At 61.1% G+C, this 19,278-nt stretch carries 20 protein-coding genes; 6 read left to right on the forward strand and 14 right to left on the reverse strand.

Features of this window, described 5'->3' with window-relative positions; all coding sequences use genetic code 11:
- Positions 1 to 8: 8 nt before the first annotated feature.
- The gene (locus RlegSU303_RS20065; protein ID WP_131718800.1) at positions 9 to 1,436 is read left to right on the forward strand and encodes a gamma-aminobutyraldehyde dehydrogenase; all 1,428 of its coding nucleotides are present in this window, start codon (positions 9 to 11) and stop codon (positions 1,434 to 1,436) included.
- A 150-nt stretch (positions 1,437 to 1,586) separates the two neighbouring features.
- Entirely contained in the window at positions 1,587 to 1,760 is a 174-nt protein-coding gene (locus tag RlegSU303_RS20070) for a DUF1328 domain-containing protein (RefSeq protein ID WP_003552965.1), read from the forward strand.
- 303 nt (positions 1,761 to 2,063) lie between these two features.
- Here the strand turns inward: RlegSU303_RS20070 and RlegSU303_RS20075 are convergent, their stop codons facing one another.
- The 3 genes from RlegSU303_RS20075 to tal all read right to left on the reverse strand — a co-directional run bounded on the left by RlegSU303_RS20075 (position 2,064) and on the right by tal (position 4,287).
- Positions 2,064 to 2,510, reverse strand: a complete 447-nt coding sequence (locus RlegSU303_RS20075) for a DoxX family protein (RefSeq protein ID WP_017962181.1) — start codon at positions 2,508 to 2,510, stop codon at positions 2,064 to 2,066.
- Between the two features lie 49 nt (positions 2,511 to 2,559).
- A complete protein-coding gene (locus tag RlegSU303_RS20080) occupies positions 2,560 to 3,228 on the reverse strand; it encodes a DUF1345 domain-containing protein (protein WP_026158893.1) in 669 nt (222 codons plus the stop codon).
- Between the two features lie 93 nt (positions 3,229 to 3,321).
- On the reverse strand, positions 3,322 to 4,287 hold the full coding sequence (gene tal / locus RlegSU303_RS20085) for a transaldolase (RefSeq protein WP_003543075.1): 966 nt from the start codon (positions 4,285 to 4,287) through the stop codon (positions 3,322 to 3,324).
- 425 nt (positions 4,288 to 4,712) lie between these two features.
- Here tal and RlegSU303_RS20090 point away from each other — a divergent pair, with 425 nt between their 5' ends.
- Positions 4,713 to 5,738 carry a sugar-binding transcriptional regulator gene (locus RlegSU303_RS20090; RefSeq protein WP_131718799.1) on the forward strand — a complete coding sequence of 342 codons (1,026 nt, stop codon included), beginning with the start codon at positions 4,713 to 4,715 and terminating at the stop codon, positions 5,736 to 5,738.
- A gap of 32 nt (positions 5,739 to 5,770) precedes the next feature.
- Here RlegSU303_RS20090 and RlegSU303_RS20095 read toward each other — a convergent pair whose 3' ends face one another.
- The gene (locus RlegSU303_RS20095; RefSeq protein ID WP_026158894.1) at positions 5,771 to 6,643 is read right to left on the reverse strand and encodes a methylated-DNA--[protein]-cysteine S-methyltransferase; all 873 of its coding nucleotides are present in this window, start codon (positions 6,641 to 6,643) and stop codon (positions 5,771 to 5,773) included.
- A 179-nt stretch (positions 6,644 to 6,822) separates the two neighbouring features.
- The gene (locus RlegSU303_RS20100; protein WP_017962185.1) at positions 6,823 to 7,320 is read right to left on the reverse strand and encodes a DUF2244 domain-containing protein; all 498 of its coding nucleotides are present in this window, start codon (positions 7,318 to 7,320) and stop codon (positions 6,823 to 6,825) included.
- Here RlegSU303_RS20100 and nth point away from each other — a divergent pair.
- Positions 7,319 to 8,125, forward strand: a complete 807-nt coding sequence (gene nth / locus RlegSU303_RS20105) for an endonuclease III (protein ID WP_181018239.1) — start codon at positions 7,319 to 7,321, stop codon at positions 8,123 to 8,125. The genes RlegSU303_RS20100 and nth overlap by 2 nt on opposite strands.
- Here nth and RlegSU303_RS20110 read toward each other — a convergent pair.
- Positions 8,090 to 8,668 (reverse strand): TetR family transcriptional regulator, encoded by a 579-nt coding sequence (locus RlegSU303_RS20110; RefSeq protein WP_131718797.1) that lies wholly within the window; start codon positions 8,666 to 8,668, stop codon positions 8,090 to 8,092. The genes nth and RlegSU303_RS20110 overlap by 36 nt on opposite strands.
- A 78-nt stretch (positions 8,669 to 8,746) precedes the next feature.
- On the opposite strand from RlegSU303_RS20110, the gene RlegSU303_RS20115 reads away from it, so the two are divergent.
- Complete coding sequence (locus RlegSU303_RS20115) at positions 8,747 to 9,172, forward strand: VOC family protein (RefSeq protein WP_094087375.1); 426 nt, start codon at positions 8,747 to 8,749, stop codon at positions 9,170 to 9,172.
- Between the two features lie 3 nt (positions 9,173 to 9,175).
- Here RlegSU303_RS20115 and RlegSU303_RS20120 read toward each other — a convergent pair whose 3' ends face one another.
- A complete protein-coding gene (locus tag RlegSU303_RS20120; RefSeq protein ID WP_094087374.1) occupies positions 9,176 to 9,889 on the reverse strand; it encodes a sulfate transporter family protein in 714 nt (237 codons plus the stop codon).
- Positions 9,890 to 10,123: 234 nt separating this feature from the next.
- On the opposite strand from RlegSU303_RS20120, the gene RlegSU303_RS20125 reads away from it, so the two are divergent.
- Positions 10,124 to 10,978 carry a MurR/RpiR family transcriptional regulator gene (locus RlegSU303_RS20125; protein WP_025396105.1) on the forward strand — a complete coding sequence of 285 codons (855 nt, stop codon included), beginning with the start codon at positions 10,124 to 10,126 and terminating at the stop codon, positions 10,976 to 10,978.
- A 58-nt stretch (positions 10,979 to 11,036) separates the two neighbouring features.
- Here RlegSU303_RS20125 and RlegSU303_RS20130 read toward each other — a convergent pair whose 3' ends face one another.
- The 7 genes from RlegSU303_RS20130 to RlegSU303_RS20160 form a co-directional block, all read right to left on the reverse strand.
- A complete protein-coding gene (locus tag RlegSU303_RS20130) occupies positions 11,037 to 12,620 on the reverse strand; it encodes an FGGY-family carbohydrate kinase (RefSeq protein WP_131718796.1) in 1,584 nt (527 codons plus the stop codon).
- Positions 12,620 to 13,309: an HAD family hydrolase gene (locus RlegSU303_RS20135; protein WP_017995242.1), complete on the reverse strand. Its 690-nt coding sequence runs from the start codon at positions 13,307 to 13,309 to the stop codon at positions 12,620 to 12,622. Before RlegSU303_RS20135 ends, RlegSU303_RS20130 begins: the two co-directional genes overlap by 1 nt.
- Positions 13,310 to 13,405: 96 nt before the next feature.
- Positions 13,406 to 14,887, reverse strand: a complete 1,482-nt coding sequence (locus RlegSU303_RS20140; RefSeq protein ID WP_131718795.1) for a mannitol dehydrogenase family protein — start codon at positions 14,885 to 14,887, stop codon at positions 13,406 to 13,408.
- Positions 14,888 to 14,971: 84 nt separating this feature from the next.
- Complete coding sequence (locus RlegSU303_RS20145; protein ID WP_131718794.1) at positions 14,972 to 15,970, reverse strand: ABC transporter ATP-binding protein; 999 nt, start codon at positions 15,968 to 15,970, stop codon at positions 14,972 to 14,974.
- Positions 15,971 to 15,988: 18 nt separating this feature from the next.
- Positions 15,989 to 16,819: a carbohydrate ABC transporter permease gene (locus RlegSU303_RS20150; protein ID WP_017989488.1), complete on the reverse strand. Its 831-nt coding sequence runs from the start codon at positions 16,817 to 16,819 to the stop codon at positions 15,989 to 15,991.
- Position 16,820: 1 nt separating this feature from the next.
- On the reverse strand, positions 16,821 to 17,693 hold the full coding sequence (locus tag RlegSU303_RS20155; protein WP_231283298.1) for a carbohydrate ABC transporter permease: 873 nt from the start codon (positions 17,691 to 17,693) through the stop codon (positions 16,821 to 16,823).
- Between the two features lie 138 nt (positions 17,694 to 17,831).
- Positions 17,832 to 19,142, reverse strand: coding sequence for an ABC transporter substrate-binding protein (locus RlegSU303_RS20160; protein ID WP_131623707.1), 1,311 nt, complete (start codon positions 19,140 to 19,142; stop codon positions 17,832 to 17,834).
- Between the last annotated feature and the right edge of the window lie 136 nt (positions 19,143 to 19,278).

Consider the following 19,278-nt stretch of genomic DNA (forward strand, 5'->3'; position numbering starts at 1 on the left):
AGAACATCATGGACATCCAAATGCTGATCGGTTCCCGCTTCGAAAAAGGCACCGAGACGGAAGAGCACATTCTGAACCCGAAGACGGGCGAGACGGTGATCGACCTTGCGGAAGCCTCGCTCTCCCAGATCGACGCCGCCGTCGATGCCGCCGAAAAAGCCTTCACAAGCTGGTCGCAGACGACGCCGGGCGAGCGCTCCGGCTACCTATTGAAGATCGCCGACGCGATCGAGAAGGATGCCGTCGGCTTCGCCACACTGGAGGCGCTGAACTGCGGCAAGCCGATCAATGCGGTGCTGAACGACGAAATCCCGGCGATCGTCGATTGTTACCGCTTCTTTGCCGGCGCCGTGCGCAACCTGCACGCACCGGCGGCCGGCGAATATCTGCCCGGCCACACCTCGATGATCCGCCGCGATCCGATCGGCATCGTCGGCTCGATCGCGCCGTGGAACTATCCGCTGATGATGATGGCCTGGAAGCTGGCGCCGGCCATTGCCGGCGGCAATACCGTCGTCTTCAAGCCTTCGGAGCAGACGCCGCTGACCGCGTTGAAGATGGCGAAGCTGCTCTCTGAACTTCTTCCCGAAGGCGTCGTCAACGTCATCCTCGGCCGCGGTGAAAGTGTCGGTAACGCCCTGATCAATCACGCCAAGATCGGTATGGTCTCGATCACCGGCGATGTTGCGACCGGTAAGAAGGTGCTGCAGGCCGCGGCCAAGACGGTCAAGCGCACCCACCTGGAACTCGGCGGCAAGGCGCCGGTCATTGTCTTCGATGATGCCGATATTGATGCGGTCGTCGCAGGCATCCGCACCTTCGGCTATTACAATGCCGGCCAGGACTGCACCGCTGCCTGCCGCATCTATGCCGATGCCAGGGTCTACGACAATTTCGTCGCCGATCTCTCCTCGGCCGTCTCGAGCATTCGCTTCAACCAGGCCGACGACACCGAAAACGAGATCGGCCCGCTGATCTCCAAGCGCCAGCGCGACCGCGTCGAAAGCTTCGTCACCCGCGCTTCCGAACACAAACACATGGAGATCACCGCCGGCGGCAAGGTTTCCGGCGACAAGGGCTTCTTCTTCACGCCAACTGTCATTGCGGGCGCCCTCCAGGACGACGAGATCGTCCGCCGCGAGGTTTTCGGCCCGGTTGTATCAGTCACTCGATTTTCCGATGCCGACGATGCCGTCGCCTGGGCAAACGACAGCGATTACGGCCTGGCCTCCTCCGTCTGGACCAAGGATATCGGCCGCGGCATGAAGACCGCCGCCCGCCTGCAATATGGCTGCACCTGGATCAACACGCATTTCATGCTCACCAACGAGATGCCGCATGGCGGCCTCAAACAGTCGGGCTACGGCAAGGACATGTCTGTCTACGCGCTGGAGGATTATACCGCCGTCCGCCACGTGATGATCAATCACGGCTGACCGGCGGGAAAGGCAAGGGTACGAACTTCGACGCAATGCCCATCGGTAGCACCGGGAGGGTGCTCCCTAGAGATCGCCATTCCATTCAAGCGATCTGGAACATTTTCCCGGTTGCCGCGTCTTTCCCAAGCAAACGCAAAGGATGATGTCATGCTGAAATGGGCTCTGATATTTTTCGTGATTTCAATCATCGCCGGGTTCTTCGGTTTCTCAGGCGTCTCCGCAGCGACTGCGACGATCGCACGCGTTCTCTTCGGCATCGCGCTGGTAATCTTCCTGATCTTCCTTGTGCTTGCGCTGATGGCCGGCCAAGCGATTTTGTGAGCCGTCGCGAACCGCGGCGCGCAGCCTGAAGCGTGTCGCGCAAAACTGTGGAGCGGTTTTGCGAACACGACATGTGGAAAGTGAAGACCTGAACGTCGCAAGCGATCTGAATGATCGCGACGCGTTTTACATTCTTTCCGACACACGATTCGGAAGAGAGGTTGACATGGAGGGGCGGCGCGGCCTCTCGCCCCTCTGCTCGGCGTTCCGGTAACGGGCGGCGATCCCTTGGATCCCGCCGCATATTCCCTATGCCATCGTCATTCGTTCTCTTGCCAAGTTAAACCTGACCTCGGTGCATCTTCAAGACAACACCGCCCTGAGCCAGGGATGCATCCCGGCCCGCGTTCTCAGCAGCTTGTCGATCGATATCGATCCCGCACCCGAAGCCGAGAGCACGAACATGCCGCCGGCAATCGCCAGGTCCTTCTCGAAATGCAGCAACTCGTTCTGGCTCGCAAAATTCGTGTGGAAGAGCAAGGCGGTCGCCAGGCAGAAGAGTGCCAGTGCCAGTGCGCCAAGTCGGCAGAAGAAGCCTGTCGCGATAGAAAGGCCGGCGCCGATCTGAAGGGCAATGGTGGCAAGCGCGACCGGCGCCGATAACCCCAGTTTTGCGAAAATGTCGATGGTCGCCGTGATATCTGCCGCGAGCGACCAACCTTCGTGCAGGAAGATCAGCGACAGCAGAAGCCTGCCGAGGAGAAGAATGAGATCGGCCAGTCGGGGCCGGCTTGAGGCGCTTTCCATCATATCCTCCGGTTTGAAGAGCAGGTGGTTAGCCCGCTCATGGCAAGGCGCATTATAACAGGCTCGCCCCGACATTGATCGCAAGCGCCAGGATTGTCGTGTTGAACAGGAACGACAGCACGGCGTGCAGCAGCGTCAGCTTGCGCATGCTGGTCGAACTGACCGCGACATCCGCCGTCTGGGCAGCAACGCCGATGGTGAAGGAGAAATAGAGGAAATCCCAGTAGCCGGGCTCTTCGATCCCGTCGGGAAACTTGAGACCGCCCTCCTCGTCCGCCCCGCCGTAGAAATAATGGGCATAGTGGATCGTGAAGAGCGTATGCAGGAAGATCCAGGAGATCAGGATCGTCAGAACCGCAACACCCGCCCGCGCCAGCGCGACGTCTGGTGCCGCCTCCTTGATCGAATGAAGCTCGAGGCCGATCCCGGCAATGCTGGCAAGTGCGGCACCGATCGAAAGAGCCAGCAGCACGGTGTCGGAGAAATCGAGATCCGCCGAGCGTTTCCGGATGCTTTCAACCGTCGCCCGCAGCATCTTGCGCCAACTGAGCGTAACAAAAACGCCGGCGCTGACATTCCAGCCGAACAGGATATTGCCGGCGCTGACTTCGCGAGAGGTGAGCGCCAGGAAGACCACCAGTCCGGCAACAACGGCGATGATGAAGCTCGCATGCTTGTAGGCAAATGCCGCAAGCGAATTTGCCCGTTCCTCATCGGCCATATCGGTCCCCGGCAACATATGCCCTTGATAACAGCATGAAAAAGGCGCGCCTGCCAACCGGCAGCCGCGCCTCAGATTGTATGCCGCGCCTTATCAGGCGGCGGCGAGCTGCAGTTCCTTCTGCACCATGGTGCGCAACGTTCCAAGATCCTTGGCGAAGGCGCGGATGCCTTCAGCGAGTTTTTCCGTCGCCATCGCGTCTTCGTTCATCATCCAGCGGAAGGTCTTCTCGTCGACGGAGACCTTCGGATCCGGCTTGCGGCTCTCCGGCGAGAGCTTGCGCTCCAGCTTGCCTTCATCCTTGGCGAGCTCGTCGAGCAGGTTCGGGCTGATGGTCAGGCGGTCGCAGCCGGCAAGGGCTTCGATTTCGCCGGCGCTGCGGAAGGAGGCGCCCATGACGATCGTCTTGATGTCGTTCGCCTTGTAGTAGTTGTAGATTTCACGGACGGAGATGACGCCCGGATCTTCCTCGGCCGTATAGTCCTTGCCGGTCGACTTCTTGTACCAGTCGAGGATTCGGCCGACGAAGGGCGAGATCAGGAACACTTTGGCGTCGGCGCAAGCGATCGCCTGGGCCTTGCTGAAGAGAAGCGTCAGGTTGCAGTCGATGCCTTCCTTCTGCAGCACTTCCGCGGCGCGGATGCCTTCCCACGTGGAAGCGAGCTTGATGAGGATGCGGTCCTGGCCGATGCCGCGATCCTTGTAGGCGGCGATGATTGCGCGCGCCTTGGCAAGCGAAGCCTCGGTATCGAAGGAAAGATCGGCGTCGACTTCGGTCGAGACGCGGCCCGGGACGAGCTTCACCAGGGCTGCTCCGACGGAGATGGCCAGGCGATCGGCGACGGCTGATGAAACGGCTTCGGGATTGCCGCCCTGCTTCTTGCCCCAGGCGACGGCTTCTTTGATGGCGTCGGCAAACATCGGCGTGCCGAGAGCCTTGAGCACGATGCTCGGGTTCGTCGTGCAATCCACAGGCTTCAGGCGGGCGACGGCTTCGATGTCGCCGGTATCAGCGACCACGGTGGTAATCTCGCGGAGTTGGTCAAGCTTGGATGTCATGGTCCATAATCCTTGTTGAACTTGGGCTGCGACCGGCGCGAGTTCCGCCGGGCAAAGGTGATCTACCGAGAGGTTGTTTGCATGCTGCAGGCGAAAATGCGCGCATCCGTCACGGATGATTCATAAACGTGAAGGACAGTGGCCGTGTTCCGGCCGCGAACGAACGGCTGCTCAAACGCAAGCGGTACCGCTTGCAGCTGGAAGGCCGGTCGTGACTTTCGGCATGCCCGCACTATGTCCTCCTCGGACGGACAAGAACGACGTGTGTCACCCGGACTATCGCCATTCGCCTTGCGAAAAGTCAAGGACATTTGTGCATTTCAATTGACATAAGTGTCACACCCGTCATTATCCCCGGCAACAAAAGCGTCGCTAAGGCCTTCATCCCATCAGGGATCTAGGGCAGGAAATCGTGCGGAGGAGATGTGGTCAAGCTCAAACGCGGCACGCACACGGCCTATTCGGAGGCATCCTCGCTGCGGCTCAGGGCGGCGTGGCTCTATTACAACGAGGGCCTGACCCAGAAGGACGTCGCCGAACAGCTCGGCATCAGCCGCACGACGGTGATCCGCGTGCTCGACGAGGCGATGAAGCGCAGCGAAGTCCAGATCTGGATCAACGATTCCATCGGCGACTGCGTTGAACTTTCGGTGAAGCTGGAGCGCGCCTACGGCCTCGACGAGGCGATCGTCGTCCCTGCGCCGGTCAATGGCGACGTCAATTCGCTGGCTAAAAATGTCGGCCTGGCGCTTGGCCAGTTCCTCTCCGAAGCCATCCCCGACGACTATACCATCGGCGTCGGCTGGGGCCGCACCATGACCGCCTCGCTGTCGAGCTTCCGGCCGCCGCGCCGCGCCAATTGCAAGGTCGTCTCGCTGCTCGGCGGCATCGTCGCCGTCCATCAGACGAACCCGATCGATTACACATGGCGGCTGGCAAATCAGCTCGGCGCCGAATGCTACATGTTCCTGGCGCCGCTTCTCGTCGATTCCATCGAGACCAAGCGCAATCTGATCGAGAAATGCGGGCTGGATACGATCTACCGCCTCGCCGAGAACCTTGATCTGGCGATCGTCAGCTGCGGCGATATCGGCCCGCATTCGACCTCGCTGTCGGAGGGCTGGATCTCGAAGGCCGAGCTGCAGGAACTGATCGATGCCGGCTGCGTCTGCGACACGATGTTCAACTTCCTCGACAAGGACGGCAATTCGGTCGACCACTCGATCAATCGGCGCGTCATGTCCGTCGATCTCGACACGCTGAAAGAGGCAAAGCACATCGTGCTCTCCTCCGGCGGCGCCCATCGGGCCGTGGCGATCCGTGCGACGATCAAGCGCATCGGCTGTAACACGCTGATCACCGATGAAAGTGCTGCACGGGCGTTGCTGGGACTGGCCGAGACATCACTGCCAGCTTCTTCTCCCCAGCGAGGAGAAGTGCCGGAGCGATGAGCGGCGACACGCCGCTCCGCCTGGGAACCCCCTCAGGCGTGCGCCGATTCCCAGCCGAGCATCGCCCGTTTGCGGGTGAGGCCCCAATGGTAGCCCGTCAGTGCCCCGTTCTTGCCGAGCGCCCGATGGCAAGGCACCACGAAGGAGATCGGGTTTGCCCCGACCGCCGCACCTACGGCGCGCTGCGCCGTCGGCCGGCCGATATCGTTGGCGATATCGGAATAGGTGACGGCCTTGCCGAACGGGATCTTCAGCAGGCTCTCCCAAACACGCACCTGGAAGTCCGTGCCGATCAACACGACGCGCAGCGGCTGGTCCGAGGACCACTTGCCGGGCTCGAAGATGCGGGCGGCATAGGGAACCGTCGCCTGCAGGTCTTCGACATAACAGGCGTTCGGCCAGCGGCAGGTCATATCCTCGAGGCAGGCCCTCTCGTCGCCAGAATCACTGAAGGCAAGGCCGGCAAGGCCGCGGTCGGTCACCATGATCAGCGCCACGCCGAAGGGGCAGATGTGGAAGCCGTAGCGGATGGTGAGGCCGCCGCCCTTCGCCTTCCATTCGCCGGGCGACATCGCCTCATGGGTGACGAAAAGGTCGTGCAGGCGGCTCGGCCCGGAAAGGCCGACCTCGATCGAGGTCTCGAGCAGCGGCATGTCCTCCTTGCGCAGCAGCCGCTTGGCGTGATCCAGCGTCACCGCTTGCAGAAAGCCCTTGGGCGACAGCCCGGCCCAGCGGGTGAAGGTCTTCTGCAGCTGGGTCGGCGACTGGTTGAGCCGCGCCGCGATCGCCTCCAGCGAAGGCTGGTCGCGGTAATCCTCGGTGATGAGCTCGATCACCCGACGGACAATGTCATAATCAGGGCCGTCAGGCGTGATGTCTGTCTGCAGGTTGGCAATCATGTTCATCGTCTTTCTCCTTGTAACAAGGAGATAGTCAATAGGGGATAAGCAAACCACCCGATTCTTGCGCATCCGCTGGATAGAGCAATGCCAGGAAAAGTGCGAAGCGGTTTTCCGTCCGGAATTGCGTAAAAACAAAAGCTAGAGCGGTTCTGCGCTTCCGTGAAAAGCTGAACCGCTCTAGCTCAGATCCGCTGCTTGACCGTCGCCAGCGCTCCTTTGAAGGCCTTGGCGAAGCTTTCGCGATCATCGGGATTGAGGAAGGAGCCGATATCCGTGCGCCGGCCTTCGCCGAAGATATGCATGGAAAGGATGCCGATCTCCTGGTGCCGGCGAACGAGGAAGCGCGTCCAGAACGGATTGAAATGATGCTCCACCATCCGTCCCGAGGGCGCAAACTTGCGCACCGACACATCCGTGCGCGATACTGTCACCTGTTCGCGCGCTTTCCCGGAGCGGTAATTCAGCCAGAAGGCGCCGTAGAGAAGCAGAAAATCCACTCCGAAGAACAAGCCGATCGGCCAGGCCCCCGTCGCGATGAAGAACGTGCCGTAAAGCAAGCAGACGGCACCGGATAGGGCAAGCAGCACCTTGAAGCCCCGGCGGCCGAGCGACCGGTGGGGAAAGAGCTCGGCAGCGAAAACAGGCTGCTCATTGAAGCTGTCGGCGTTGCTTTCCGTCATGGCTGCTGATTATAGAGTTTCCATGGCGAATCCGAAACTCAAATCCGTTACCAAGACGCCGCAGGGCGCGAATGTGATCGCCCGCCGCAAGCCGGCGGCCGCGGTGCGCACGGCCTATTCGCTGGCCGAGCGCGAGGAGATCTTCCGCCGCTTCTCGGTGCAGCGGCCGGAACCGAGAGGCGAGCTCGAGCACACCAACCCCTTCACGCTCGTCGTCGCCGTGGCACTTTCGGCGCAAGCGACCGATGTTGGCGTCAACAAGGCGACGCGCGCGCTCTTCAAGGTCGCCGATACGCCGGAAAAGATGCTCGCTCTCGGCGAAGAGCGGCTGCGCGATTACATCAGGACGATCGGCCTCTATCGCAACAAGGCGAAAAACGTCATCGCGCTCTCGCAGATGCTGGTCGACCAGTTCGGCGGCAAGGTGCCGGAGACCCGCGAGCAACTGGTGAGGTTGCCGGGCGTCGGTCGCAAGACCGCCAATGTCGTGCTTTCCATGGCCTTCGGCCAAGCGACGATGGCCGTCGACACGCACATCTTCCGCATCGCCAATCGCATCAGGCTTGCCCCCGGCAAGACGCCCGACGAGGTCGAGGCGCGGCTGATGAAGGTGATCCCGAGCCATTACCTCTATCACGCCCATCACTGGCTGATCCTGCACGGGCGCTACACCTGCAAGGCGCGCCGGCCCGAATGCGAGCGCTGTATCATCGCCGATCTCTGCAAATCGCCGGAGAAGAGTTGGGATGTGCCGGCGCCGCTGGTCGAGCTACCGCCGCAGATGATCGGCGAGGCCGTCGAGTAGAACAGCGATCGCCTGCTCGTAATGCCGCCTTTCGGCGCCCGCCTCGATCGCGATCACCGCGCGATCGAAGGCTGCCGATAGCAGCGACGTCAGCGGTTCGAGCATAGCGCCGGCCTCTGGAAGCATCGCTGCGAGCCCTGCCCGCAGCGATGCTTCCGCATTCTCGGCATCGATCGCCGCACTCGCCAGTGGACCGAGAACGGCAGGTGCCTCGATCAGCAGAAGCCGCGTGCGCCCTTGCGCCATCATCGCATCGAAATAGGCCGAGGCACCGGCGATCAGCATGGCACGCGGCGCGCCGTAGGACGCCGAGCGCGCCTCGATCGCAGCGGCCACCGCGCGCGCCTCGCATTCGATAACCGCCCGAAAAAGCGCCTTCTTGTCTTCAAAATGATGGTAGAGCGCGCCACGCGTCACTCCCGCCGCCGTGACGATCTCCGGCGTCGCGGTTTCGGCATAACCTTTCTCGACGAAGAGACGTCGACCGGCATCGATCAGTGCCTGTCTCGTCTGCTCCGTTCTCTCGCGATTGCTGCGGCTCATGCACCCTCTTTACATACAAACTGAATGTATGTTAATAGTGAAAAACATACAGCCTGTATGTAAAAAAAGAGGAACGAGATGAAATCGACAAGCTATTATCCTGTCATCATGACAGACGACGTTGCCGGCACCGCCAGCTTTTATTGCACGCATTTCGGCTTCAAAGCTCTGTTCGAAAGCGACTGGTATGTTCACCTGCAATCGGCAGAGGAGGAGTATATCGCGCTTGCCATCCTTGACGGCAGCCACGAGACCATCCCGGCCACAGCCCGCGGCAGGGTGTCCGGCCTGCTCCTCAATTTCGAGGTCGCCGATGTCGATGCGATCTATGCAGCCTGCCGGAGCGCCGGCCTGCCAATTCTGAGAGAAATCCGCGACGAGGATTTCGGCCAGCGGCATTTCATCACCGCCGATCCGAACGGCGTGCTGATCGACATCATCAAGCCGATCCCGCCGAGCGCCGAATTCGCGGCGATGTACGACGCGTCCGCCCTGCCCGCTTGAGCCTCAGGCTCGCAAGCCGAGATCCTTAGCGGAAACCAGCTTGTGCAGATGAACCATCATGCCGGCGGCAAAAAGCGGCGTCAGAAGATTGACGATCGGGATCGCCAGGAAAAGGGCGATCATCAGCCCGCCGAGAAAAACGGTGGAGGCATGCTTGGCGCGGAAGAGCCGCGCCTCATCCGGCGAGCGGAAGCGCATGGCGGCGAATTCGAAGAACTCGCGTCCGAGCAGATAGCCGTTCACCAGAAAGAATGCGACCAGATTGACGCCGGGTATGAACAGCAGCAGCAATGCCACGATATTGCCGAGAATCACCACGCCGAGGAACTTGATCGAGCTTACCATCGCCGGACCGAGCGGCATGGCGGTGCCCGGCGTGTCCTTGGGATAGTCGCGCTTTTCGATGACCTCGGCGACGTCGTCGAGAAACAGGCCGGCAATCAGCGCCGTGACCGGCGACAGCAGCAGCGCCAGCATGAGAGCAAGGCCGATTCCGGCAAAAATTGCGAAGATGAGAGCGAACCACCCCGCCCAATCCGGCATATCGGGAAAGAAGCTCGTGAGCCAGGGAAAGAGAAAGGCCATGAAGGCCCCGCGCAACGCGAACCAGAGGCCGACAAGCACGAGAACCGTCAGGCCGAGCACCTTCCAGAAGACAGAACGTGTTTCCGTTGCGAACAGATTGGCGAGCGAAAGTCGAGCGGCGTCAAGAATCATGTCTCAGGCGTCTCCGGTTGCGCCGAAGATGTAGGGAAGATGCGGGCCACCGACAAGAGAGAATAAAATTGCATTCAGTAATAGAAAACTTGTCGAAAACCAAATACTAATATAATATTGTGACATACATGAAATACGCACGGGCCTGAGAAGCAGCTTCCGAAATAGTTGCAAAGACAAGGGGTCGCAACAGCGCATCCACGGAACGCCTCTGAGGAAGATGGGGAGGCTGCCGTGGAAGACTTTGTGCAAAAACTCAGGCAATACGCAAAAACCGGCACACCGGCCGAGCGCCGTATCGCGAAATATTTTACCGAGCATCTGAACGACCTGCCGTTCGAGACGGCTGCGTCCGTTGCCGACAGGCTGGATCTCTCGCCGATGACCGTCGGGCGCTTCCTGCGCTCGCTCGGTTATCAGGGATTGGACAGCGTCAAGGTGGAGATTCGCGAGACCGTGACGACATCGCCGGCGCAATTACAGAGCGCCATGAGCGAGCTGCATGCCGACGCCGCGGAGGGCAAACCGCTGGCCGTGCTGGTTGCCGAACAGATCCAGGCCCTCCATCATATCTATCATCTGACGGCGCAGCCGCACTGGTCGGAAGCCGTCGGCTTGATCAGCACTGCCCGCGAAGTGTCGATCGCCACGCATGCGCGGCTCGCAAGCCTGGCCAATCATTTCTGCCAGCGGCTGACGCAAGCCCGCGACGGCGTGCGCACGCTCGACGCCGCCGACAACCGTTTTGCGGAACTCTTCGCCCGGCTGGCGGTCGACGACGCACTGCTCGTCATCATCGATTGTCGCCGCTTCGCCAAGGCACGGCTGCTTGCCAGAACGGCGCGGCGCTACGGCTATAAGGTGGTACTCATTTCGCCGCAGCAGGCGGACTGGATGGCGGACCAGTCGAACGTCATGCTGTCCTTGCCGCCCGCGCGCGCCCCCGATCTCGACAATCTTCCACCGCTGATCGCGCTGCTCGATTGCCTGTCGGAATCCGTCATCCTCCAAGTCGGAGAGGAGGCGGCACTTCGCCGCCGCCGCATGATGGAATTCGCGACCGTCCTCGGCGAGACCGCCAGTCACTAAAGCATGTCGCCCAAAACGGCCGGCGGTTTTGCGACAACGACATGCGTAAAACCAAAATCTATTGCATCGATTCCAATTCGACGCGGTGCCGGTGCATGGCGAGAAGACGGCGGTAGTCGCGGTCGTAGAGCGCCTGCTTCGCCTTGTCGGGAAGCCGTTCGTCGGCGCCCGGATACATCGCCTCGCCGGCGGCCGCCAGATCCTTGTACAAGCCGCAGGCGACGGATGCTGCGATCGCCGTGCCGAGCAGCACCGCCTCGTTCATCTTCGGCACCACGACCTTGCAGCCGGTCGCATCGCTATAAAGCTCCATCAGTACCGGGTTTTTCACGTGCCCGCCGGCGATATGCAGCGTATCGGTCATGTAGCCGTATTCCTTCATCATTTCCAGGATATGGCGGATGCCGAGCGCAATCCCCACCGCAGAGCGCCAATAAAGCGCGCAGAGCCCGTCGAAGGACGTATCGAGCGTCAGTCCGCTGACGACGCCGACCGCATGCGGATCGGCGAGCGGCGAGCGGTTGCCATGGAAATCCGGCAGCACGAAGATCCGCGCACCGAAGGCATCGCCCTCCTCGGCCCGCAATTCGGCGATCCGCGCGACGATCCTCTGATGCAGCGGCGCCGTCGGCTCACCGCCTGCCGCATGCATGCGCACGATGTGGTCGAGTAGCGCGCCGGTCGCCGATTGCCCGGCCTCCACCAGCCAGGATTGCGGGAAGACAGCCTCGTAATAGGGACCCCACATGCCATGGCTCGGCTTGCGCTCCCGCGAGAAGGTAACGAGGCAGCTCGATGTGCCGGCAATCAGCGCCAGCTGGTGCTCGCGTTTGACAGGATCGGCGGCATAACCGCCGAGCGCGCCGAGTGCGCCGGCATAGGCGTCGATCATCCCGGCAGCGACACTGCAGTCCACAGTCAGCCCCAGCGCTTCCGCCGCTTCCTCAGTCAGCCGGCCGACGCTGTCTCCGACAGCCGTGGTCTCATCCGGCAAGTGGCCGCGCGCCTGAAGGTCCTCGAGGCCGATCCGCTCCAGGAAATCCTGCTGCCAGCCCTTTTCGAGATGGGCGAGATAGTTCCATTTCGCCGTCAGCGTGCAGCGCGAACGGGCGGGCGATCCGGTCGATTTCCACGTCATGAAATCGGCGAGATCGAAGAAGAAGCCGGCCTTTTCCCATGTGGCGGGCAGCTTTTTCTTCAGCCACATCAGCTTCGGCATTTCCATCTCCGGCGACATCACGTGGCCGGAATGTTCGAGCACCCTGTGCTCCGTCGCCGTGCAGAAATCGGCTTCCTTCAGCGCCCGGTGATCGAGCCAGACGATCGTGTCGAAACGCCGGTCGCCGCCTGTGGAAACGCTGAGCTGCCGGCCCTCGAGGTCACGGACGACGAGCGAACAGGTGGCGTCGAAGCCGATCGCTCCGACCGCGGCGGCGGCGATGCCGGATTGCTCCATCGCCCTGCGCACTGCCGTACAGGCGGCCGACCAGATATCTTCGGAATCATGCTCGGCATGGTTTTCGCGCGGCCGGTTCATCACGATCGGATGCTCGGCCTTGGCAAGCAGACGGCCACGTGCATCGAAGACGCCGGCGCGCGCGCTGCCCGTGCCGATATCCACCGCAACCACATGATCCCGCATCAAGTCTTGGTCCCGTCCAGCTTATGGTTGCGGACAAGGTGTATCAAATCCGGCATGGCGTCAAACACCACATCAGGCGAAAGGCGGTCGAGTTCGGCACGATATCCGGTGAAATTGGCATGTGATCCGCCGGTGAAGGCAAAGACCGTCATGCCCGCCGCCTTGGCGGCGGCAATGCCGGCCGGGCTGTCTTCGACGACAAGGCAATGAGCCGGCTCGACCTGCATTTCACGCGCCGCATGCAGGAAGAGATCGGGCGCCGGCTTGCCGCGCTTGACCATCGTTGCGCTGAAGATGTCGGGCAGCCTGTCGAGAAGCCCGGTCACCGACAGCGACAACCGGATTCGTTCCATCTGGCTGGAGGAGGCAACGCAACAGCGAACGCCAAGCCCGTCGATCGCCGCGGCGATACCGTCGATCGGCTTCAGTTCCGTGCGAAAACGGGCATAGAGTTCGATGCGGATACGCTCGAGGAATTCCTCGTCGGCATGGACGTTGAATTCGGTTTCCAGCGTATCGATGAGAGTCGACAGGCTGCGGCCGAGAAAACGCTCATAGGCCTGGTCCTCGGTGATCGAGACGCCGAGATCGTTCATCGCCCCGACGAGCACGCTGATCGAGATCGGCTCGCTGTCGACGAGTACGCCGTCGCAATCGAAGATCACCAGCCGTGTTTCAGCATCAGCCATGCAAGACCCAACCTGAGTTCAATTCGGACGCGTTACCGTCCCGCTTCACTCGCTAGGCCGGATGAATGGCGGCAGTAGAGACCGCCACCGAATTCCTTACACTGCGAGCTTGCCGTCGAGATAGAGCTGTAGCGTCTCCCGCGTGCCTTTTTCCCACAGGGTTTTGAGAGCATGGGCGAAACGCTTGCGGAAAAGTTCGGACTTCGCCACTTCGCCGAAAATATCGTCGAAGACGAGGAAGGCCGACGGATCGTCCTTGGCTTTCAGCGCTGCCGCATGCAGGCGCTCTGCGCTCGCGTCGTTAAAGACGATATCCTTGCCGCTGTCGGTCTTGCCGGCGAAATAACGGCACCAGAGTGCTGAAACCAGCGCCAGACCGACGACGTCTCTGCCCTGACGCAGATTGTCGAGCGTCGACGGCAGGATGAATTTCGGTTGGCGGTTCGAGCCGTCCTGCGCCAGACGCGGAATGGTGTCGGCTATTTTCGGGTTGAGCAGGCGATGTTCGATCAGCGCGAAATAATCCGTCAGCGACGTGTTCGGCACCGGCGGCACGATCGGAATGATCTCGTCTTTCTCGAGCTTGGCGAGGAAGGCGCGGATCAGCGGGTCTTCCATGGAATCATGAACGAAATGAATGTCCATCAGCGCCGCCGGATAGGCGATCGCTGCATGTCCGCCGTTGAGGATGCGGATCTTCATATGCTCGTAAGGCGTGACATCGGCAACGAAAGTGACGCCGACCTTTTCCAGCGCCGGCCGGCCGGCGGTGAACTTATCCTCAAGCACCCATTGCTTGAATTCCTCGCAATAGACCGGCCAACTGTCTTCGATTTGGAAATTGTCCCTGAGGAAATCGATCTCGCGCTGGCTGGTCGCCGGCGTGATTCGGTCGACCATGGCGTTCGGGAAGGCGACATTCGCTCGGATCCAGTCGGCAAAGGCAGGGTCCGAAAGTGCCGCCGTGCCGACGACGGCATTGGCGGTGACGATGCCATTATGGGGAATGTTGTCGCAGGACATGACGGTGAAGGGTCCGATGCCCTTGTCCTTGCGCGCCTTCAGGCCGGCGACGATCAGGCCGAACACCGTCTTCGGCGCGTTGGGGTTCTCTCCGTCTGCGGCGATCGCCGGATGGGCCGGATTGAACGTGCCTGATGCATCGATGAAATAGCCGCCCTCGGTGATCGTCATCGAAACGATGCGGATTTCGGGATCGGCAAGCCTGGCGATGATCGCAGCGGCATCGCCGACCGGCAGGATGTCGATCATCGGTGCGGTGACCCGCGCCGCCGTCTTGTTGTTGTCCTGCTCGACCACCGTCGTCAGGAAATCCTGCGCCGCAAGCTTTTCGCGCATCGCGGCATCCGACGGCAGCACGCCGGCGCCGACGATCGCCCAGTCGTGATCCGTGCCGGCGTTGAAGAGTTCGTCGAGATAGATCGCCTGATGGGCACGGTGGAAATTGCCGACGCCGAAGTGCACGATGCCGGCTTTCAGCGACGCCCTGTCATATCCAGGGATGGCAGCAGTGCGCGCCACATCCGAAAGCGTTGCCAGCGATAGTTTGCACGTCATGTTTCAGTCCTCTTGAAGGTCTTGCCGATACGGCCGGGCGCCATCGTCCGGCTCGCATGCCTGCCCCCCGCCCGGCCGCCTGCTTCAGATGGCAAGGCCGCCCTCGTTGAATTTGTGAATACGCGAACGGTCCGGCGTCAGGAAGACCGTATCGCCCGCTTTGGCAGCGAAATCGCCGCTTCCGCGCGCCGTCAGCATGCCGATGCCATCGGCATCGATATGCAGGAAGGTGTCGGAACCGAGATGTTCGGCGACCACGACCCTGCCCTTCCAATCGCCGCTCTCCATCGACAGCAGCACATGTTCTGGCCGGACGCCGATGGTATGAGCGTCGAGCGCGGCGGCGTTTTGGCCGGTGATGAAGTTCATCTTCGGCGATCCGATGAAGCCAGCGACGAAGAGGTTGCGGGGGTGGCTGTAGAGTTCGAGCGGCGATCCGACCTGCTCGATATTGCCCCTGTTCAGGACGACGATTTTGTCGGCCATGGTCATCGCCTCGACCTGGTCGTGGGTGACGTAGACCATCGTCGTCTTCAGCTGCTGATGCAACTCGCTGATTTCGAGGCGCATGTTGACGCGCAGCGCCGCATCGAGGTTCGACAGCGGTTCGTCGAACAGGAAGGCCGAAGGCTGGCGCACGATAGCGCGGCCGATCGCCACGCGCTGGCGCTGGCCACCGGACAGCTGGCGCGGCTTACGCTCGAGATAATCGGTGAGATTAAGCACCCGGGCGGCATCGCTCACCTTGCGGTCGATCTCTGCCTTGTCGATGCCGGCCATCTTCAGCGGGAAGGCGATGTTGTTGCGCACGCTCATATGCGGATAAAGCGCATAGGACTGGAACACCATGGCAAGGCCGCGCTCGGACGGCGCCTTTTCGGTGGCGTCCCTGCCGTCAATGACGATCTTGCCGCCGGAGACATCCTCGAGCCCGGCAATCAGCCGGAGCAGCGTGGACTTGCCGCAGCCCGACGGGCCGACGAAGACGACGAACTCGCCGTCCTTGATGTCGAGATCGATCGAAGGGATGACCTTGGCTTCGCCGAAGACCTTGGAAACCTTCTGAAGGGTAATACTGCCCATGTTTCTCTCCCTTTTATGTTATTTCACAGCGCCGAAGGTCAGGCCGCGGACGAGTTGTTTCTGGCTGAACCAGCCAAGGATCAGGATCGGCGCAATTGCCATCGTCGATGCCGCCGAGAGCTTGGCGTAAAACAGGCCTTCGGGGCTGGAATAGGAGGCGATGAAGGCCGTCAGTGGTGCTGCCTTCGAGGCGGTGAGGTTGAGCGTCCAGAACGCCTCGTTCCAGGCAAGGATGATGTTCAAGAGCAGCGTCGAGGCGATGCCGGGCACGGCCATCGGTGTCAGCACGTAGACGATCTCCTTCATCAGCGACGCCCCATCCATGCGCGCCGCCTCGAGGATCTCGCCGGGGATTTCCTTGAAATAGGTGTAGAGCATCCAGACGATGATCGGCAGGTTGATCAGCGTCAGCACGATCACCAAGCCGGTGCGCGTGTCGAGCAGGCCGAAATTGCGGAACATCAGATAGATCGGGATCAGCGCGCCGACCGGCGGCATCATCTTGGTCGACAGCATCCACATCAGCACATCCTTGGTCCGCTTGGTCGGCGAAAACGCCATCGCCCAGGCGGCAGGAATGGCGATGATCAGGCCGATCAGCGTCGAGCCGAAGGAGATGATCACCGAGTTCATGAAGTGGCCGAGATAGTTCGACCGGCTCTGCACCTCCGCGTAGTTCTCCGTCGTCCAGTGGAAGAACAGGAACTGCGGCGGCGAGGCGATGGCGTCGGCTTCCGACTTGAAGCTGGTGAGAAACGTCCACAGAATCGGGAAGAAAATCAGGATGCCGAGCGTCCAGGCGATCGCGGTGACGATGAGCTTGCGCTTGGTTGTGACTTTTCTGGCCATCTCAAGCCTCCAGATTCTTGCCGACGAGGCGCACGAGGAAGATCGCGACGATATTGGCGAGGATAACAGCCACGATCCCGCCGGCCGATGCCCCGCCGATATCGAACTGCAGCAGCGCCTGGGCATAAACGAGATAGGTGAGGTTGGTGCTGTCGGTGCCCGGCCCGCCATTGGTGGTGACGAGGATTTCGGCAAAGACCGAAAGCAGGAAGATCGTCTGGATCAGGATCACCACGGTGATGGCACGCGCCATGTGCGGCAGGATGATGTAGATGAACTTCGAGATCGGCCCGGCGCCGTCCATCTCGGAGGCTTCCTTCTGCTCCTCGTCGAGCGACTGCAGCGCCGTCAGCATGATGAGGGTGGCAAACGGCAGCCACTGCCAGGCGACGATCAGAATGACGGAAAACAGCGGCGCATTTGCCAGCCAGTCGATCGGCTGCAGGCCGAGCGCTTTGGCAAGATGGGCAAACAACCCGTTGACCGGGTTCATGAACATGTTCTTCCAGACCAGCGCCGCCACCGTCGGCATGACGAAGAACGGCGCAATCACCAGGATGCGCACGATGCCCTGGCCGTACATCGGCTGGTCGAGCAGCAGCGCAAAGGCGATGCCGCCGATGACGGTGATCAACAACACGCCGGCGACGAGCAGCAGCGTGTTGATCAGCGCGGCGAAGAAGGCCGGATCCGTCAGGAAGTATTCGTAGTTCAGAAAACCGACGAAGCTTTCCATGCCGGGGCTGAGCAGATTGTAGTTCAGCAGCGAGAAATAGATCGTCATCGCCAGCGGGACGATCATCCACGCAAAGAGCCGCAGCACGGAGGGCGCAATCATCAGGCGCGCGGAGGAGCGGGTGTGTAAGGTTGCCATGGCAATCACCGATCTGGACTGAAGCGGGGAGCGGCCGCAAGGCAGCTTTGTCTGAAAAAAGCGGCCGCCGATGCAGTTCGGGCAATCGGCGGCCCAGAGAGGCGGATTGTCAAGGATCCGCCTCTTGCTCGGGAGGTTTTACTTAATGTAGCCGGCCTTGGTCATTTCGCGGGTGGCCAGCTGCTGTGCGCTCTTCAGGGCCTGGTCGACCGAAAGCTGGCCGGCAAGGGCTGCCGAGAACTGCTGACCGATCGCCGTGCCGATGCCCTGGAATTCCGGGATCGCCACGAACTGGACGCCGACATAGGGAACCGGCTTGACGGTCGGCTTGGTCGGGTCTGCGGAGTTGATGCTATCCAGCGTCATCTTCGCAAACGGAGCGGCCTTCTGGTATTCCGCATTCGCATAGAGCGAGGCGCGCGTGCCCGGAGGTGCGTTCAGCCAGCCGTCCTTCTCGGCAACGAGGTTGCTGTAATCCTTACTCGTGGCCCAGGCGACAAACTTCTCGGCGGCTTCGGCCTTCTGCGAACCTGCCGGGATGGCAAGGCTCCAGGCCCACAGCCAGTTGCCGCGTTTGCCGAGACCCTTGTCGGGAGCCAGCGCAAAGCCGACCTTGTCGGCGACGGTCGATTCCTTCGGGTTGCTGACGAAGGATGCGGCAACGGTCGCATCGATCCACATGCCGCACTTGCCGGTCTGGAACAGCGCCAGGTTCTCGTTGAAGCCGTTGGAGGAGGCGCCCGGAGGGCCGGCATCCTTCATCAGCTTGACGTAGAAGTCGAGCGTATCCTTCCACTCCGGCTGATCGAACTGCGGCTTCCAGCTCTCATCGAACCAACGGGCGCCGAAGGAGTTGGACATGGCCGTCAGGAAGGCCATGTTCTCGCCCCAGCCGGCCTTGCCGCGCAGGCAGATGCCGTAGACTTCCTTGTCCTTGTCCGTGATCTTGCGGGCAGCGTCGGCAATGAAGTCCCAGGTCGGGGCGTCGGGCATCTTCAGGCCGGCAGCGTCGAACAGGTCCTTGCGGTACATCACCATCGAGCTTTCGCCGTAAAACGGCGCCGCATAAAGCTTGCCGTCCATAGTCAGGCCGCTGCGGATCGCCGGCAGCAGGTCGTCGACGTCGTAATTGGCGCCGAGATTGTCGAGCGGCACCAGCCAGCCCTGCTTTGCCCAGATCGGCACTTCATAGGTGCCGATCGTCAAGACGTCGTACTGGCCGCCCTTGGTCGCGATGTCGGTCGTGACCTTCTGGCGCAGTACGTTTTCTTCGAGGGTTACCCATTCAAGGTCGATGCCGGGATTCTTCGCCTTGAAATCATCCGTCAGCTTCTGCATCCGGATCATGTCGCCGTTGTTCACGGTCGCGATTGTCAGCGTTTCGGCCGAAGCCATACCGGCAAACGCCAGTGCTGAGCAGGCGCCCAGCAGAAAAGTTCTCAATGTCATAATCTTCCTCCCAGAAGATGGGGTGTGAGCATTCGCTTCGCTCATGGGCAATTACTCAACAAACGATAACGAATGTCAATCGGCAATCGTTGCTGCGATGCCGAAGAGTGTATTCATCTAATTGATTAAACTAGGA

The organism is Rhizobium sp. SU303 (assembly GCF_021052345.1).
In the GTDB taxonomy this organism is placed as follows: domain Bacteria; phylum Pseudomonadota; class Alphaproteobacteria; order Rhizobiales; family Rhizobiaceae; genus Rhizobium; species Rhizobium laguerreae.

What these genes read in the sequence shown, in the direction of transcription:
- RlegSU303_RS20120 (WP_094087374.1), bottom strand. Translation starts at nt 9,889, where the DNA reads ATGATTCTTGACGCCGCTCGACTTTCGCTCGCCAATCTGTTCGCAACG.
- RlegSU303_RS20100 (WP_017962185.1), bottom strand. Translation starts at nt 7,320, where the DNA reads ATGACGGAAAGCAACGCCGACAGCTTCAATGAGCAGCCTGTTTTCGCT.
- RlegSU303_RS20065 (WP_131718800.1), top strand. Translation starts at nt 9, where the DNA reads ATGGACATCCAAATGCTGATCGGTTCCCGCTTCGAAAAAGGCACCGAG.
- tal (WP_003543075.1), bottom strand. Translation starts at nt 4,287, where the DNA reads ATGACATCCAAGCTTGACCAACTCCGCGAGATTACCACCGTGGTCGCT.
- RlegSU303_RS20110 (WP_131718797.1), bottom strand. Translation starts at nt 8,668, where the DNA reads ATGAGCCGCAGCAATCGCGAGAGAACGGAGCAGACGAGACAGGCACTG.
- RlegSU303_RS20150 (WP_017989488.1), bottom strand. Translation starts at nt 16,819, where the DNA reads ATGGCCAGAAAAGTCACAACCAAGCGCAAGCTCATCGTCACCGCGATC.
- RlegSU303_RS20135 (WP_017995242.1), bottom strand. Translation starts at nt 13,309, where the DNA reads ATGGCTGATGCTGAAACACGGCTGGTGATCTTCGATTGCGACGGCGTA.
- RlegSU303_RS20075 (WP_017962181.1), bottom strand. Translation starts at nt 2,510, where the DNA reads ATGATGGAAAGCGCCTCAAGCCGGCCCCGACTGGCCGATCTCATTCTT.
- nth (WP_181018239.1), top strand. Translation starts at nt 7,319, where the DNA reads ATGGCTGCTGATTATAGAGTTTCCATGGCGAATCCGAAACTCAAATCC.
- RlegSU303_RS20155 (WP_231283298.1), bottom strand. Translation starts at nt 17,693, where the DNA reads ATGGCAACCTTACACACCCGCTCCTCCGCGCGCCTGATGATTGCGCCC.
- RlegSU303_RS20145 (WP_131718794.1), bottom strand. Translation starts at nt 15,970, where the DNA reads ATGGGCAGTATTACCCTTCAGAAGGTTTCCAAGGTCTTCGGCGAAGCC.
- RlegSU303_RS20095 (WP_026158894.1), bottom strand. Translation starts at nt 6,643, where the DNA reads ATGAACATGATTGCCAACCTGCAGACAGACATCACGCCTGACGGCCCT.
- RlegSU303_RS20115 (WP_094087375.1), top strand. Translation starts at nt 8,747, where the DNA reads ATGAAATCGACAAGCTATTATCCTGTCATCATGACAGACGACGTTGCC.
- RlegSU303_RS20130 (WP_131718796.1), bottom strand. Translation starts at nt 12,620, where the DNA reads ATGCGGGATCATGTGGTTGCGGTGGATATCGGCACGGGCAGCGCGCGC.
- RlegSU303_RS20140 (WP_131718795.1), bottom strand. Translation starts at nt 14,887, where the DNA reads ATGACGTGCAAACTATCGCTGGCAACGCTTTCGGATGTGGCGCGCACT.
- RlegSU303_RS20070 (WP_003552965.1), top strand. Translation starts at nt 1,587, where the DNA reads ATGCTGAAATGGGCTCTGATATTTTTCGTGATTTCAATCATCGCCGGG.
- RlegSU303_RS20080 (WP_026158893.1), bottom strand. Translation starts at nt 3,228, where the DNA reads ATGGCCGATGAGGAACGGGCAAATTCGCTTGCGGCATTTGCCTACAAG.
- RlegSU303_RS20160 (WP_131623707.1), bottom strand. Translation starts at nt 19,142, where the DNA reads ATGACATTGAGAACTTTTCTGCTGGGCGCCTGCTCAGCACTGGCGTTT.